Below are 2,046 nucleotides of genomic sequence, written 5' to 3' on the forward strand. Positions count from 1 at the left end.
GCCGGCACGCCGTCGACCGTCTTACCCCCTCACCCTCCCAAGCTTCGCTTGGGCCCCTCCCTCTCCCCATGGGAGAGGGTCTTGGAGGACTCCATGGCTCAGGTCATCCTCTCCGCCGTCGGCTCGGCCCTGGCCGGACCGATCGGCGGCGCGATCGGTTTCAGCATCGGCCAGGCGATCGACAACGCCGTGATCAACGGCCTGGCGCCGGACCGTCAGGTCGGGCCGCGCATCCCGGCCCTGCGGCTGTCGGGGGCGGCCGAGGGCGCGCCGATGGCGGCGGTGTTCGGCCGGGCGCGCGTGGCCGGCCAGGTGATCTGGGCGGCGCGGTTCAAGGAGCGCTGGATCGACGTCCAGGGCGGCGGTGGCGGCAAGGGTCCGCGCACCACCAGCGCCGCCTACAGCCTGTCGTTCGCGGTCGCCGTCTGCGAGGGCCCGATCGACGGGATCGGCCGGGTCTGGGCCGACGGCAAGCCGATGGACATGGCCGGCGTGGTCATGCGCGTCCACACCGGCGCCGAGGACCAGGCGCCGGACGCCCTGATCGCGGCGGTGGAAGGCGAGGCGCCGGCCTATCGCGGCACGGCCTATGTGGTGTTCGAGGACCTGCCGCTGGGGGCCTATGGCAACCGGCCGCCGCAGCTGTCGTTCGAGGTGTTCCACCGGCCGCGCGCCAGCGGCGCCCCGTCAGGACTCGAGGAGCGGTTAAAGGGCGTGTGCCTGATCCCCGGCGCGGGCGAGTTCGTCTACGCCACCGACCCGGTCCTGCGCCGCGACGGCCTGACCCGGACCACGGCCGAGACCCTGAACAACAGCGAGGGCCGTCCCGACCTGGTGGTCTCGCTCGACCAGCTGCAGGCGCAGCTGCCGAACGTCGAGGCGGTGACCCTGGTGGTCGCCTGGTTCGGCGACGACCTGCGTTGCGGGTCGTGCGCGATCCGGCCCAAGGTGGAGCAGGCGGCCAAGGCGACGATCCCGTTCGACTGGCGGGTGAACGGCGTGGATCGCGCGGGGGCGGCCGTCGTCTCCAGCAGCGGCGGCGGGCTGGCCTATGGCGGCACGCCTGCCGACCGGGCCGTGCTGCAGGCGATCGCCGAGCTGAAGCGGCGCGGGCTGAGGGTGACCCTCTATCCGTTCGTGCTGATGGACGTGCCGGCCGGCAATGCGCTGCCCGATCCGTACGGCGGCGCGGCGCAGGGCGCCTATCCCTGGCGCGGCCGGATCACCTGCCATCCCGCCGCCGGCCGTCCTGGTTCACCCGACAAGACCGCCGCCGCGACCGCCCAGGTCTCGGCCTTCTTCGGTGCGGCCACGGCGGGGCAGTTCGAGGCCGCCGACGGCCTGCCCACCTTCAGCGGTCCGGCCGGCGACTGGGGCCTGAGGCGCATGCTGTTGCACTACGCCAAGCTGGCCCAGCTGGCGGGCGGGGTGGACGGCTTCATCCTGGGCTCGGAGCTGCGCGGCCTGACCACCGTGCGCGACGGGGCCTCGTCCTATCCGGCCGTGACCGCGCTGAAGAGCCTGGCCGGCCAGGTGCGGACCCTGCTGGGACCGGCGGCCAAGCTGGGCTACGCCGCCGACTGGAGCGAGTATTTTGGCCACCAGCCGGGCGACGGCTCCGGCGACGTCCACTTCCATCTCGACCCGCTGTGGAGCGACGCCAATATCGATTTCATCGGCGTCGATTTCTATCCGCCGATGGCCGACTGGCGCGACGGCGAGGATCACCTGGACGCCGGGCAGGGCGGCCCGCATGACGTCGGATACCTGCGCGCGAACCTGACCGGCGGCGAAGGCTTCGACTGGTTCTACGCCTCGAACGCGGCGCGGACAGCGCAGACGCGCACCCCGATCACCGACGGCGCCCATGCCGAGCCTTGGGTGTTCCGGCCCAAGGACTTGCAGGCCTGGTGGAGCCGCCAACACTTCAATCGTCCGGGCGGCGTGCGGGCGGCGACGCCGACCGCCTGGGTCCCGAAGTCCAAGCCGCTGCGGCTGGTCGAGTTCGGCTGCGGCGCGGTCGACAAGGGCGCCAACGCCCCCAAC

General features: G+C 72.8%; 1 protein-coding gene. It reads left to right on the forward strand.

All coding sequences use genetic code 11. The annotated features are described in order from the left end of the window. Nucleotides 1-93: 93 nt before the first annotated feature. On the forward strand, nt 94-2,046 hold a 1,953-nt coding region (locus tag AC1DZ6_RS24165; RefSeq protein ID WP_477099644.1), incomplete at its 3' end, for a baseplate multidomain protein megatron.

The organism is Caulobacter sp. P1_B12_2 (assembly GCF_056406675.1).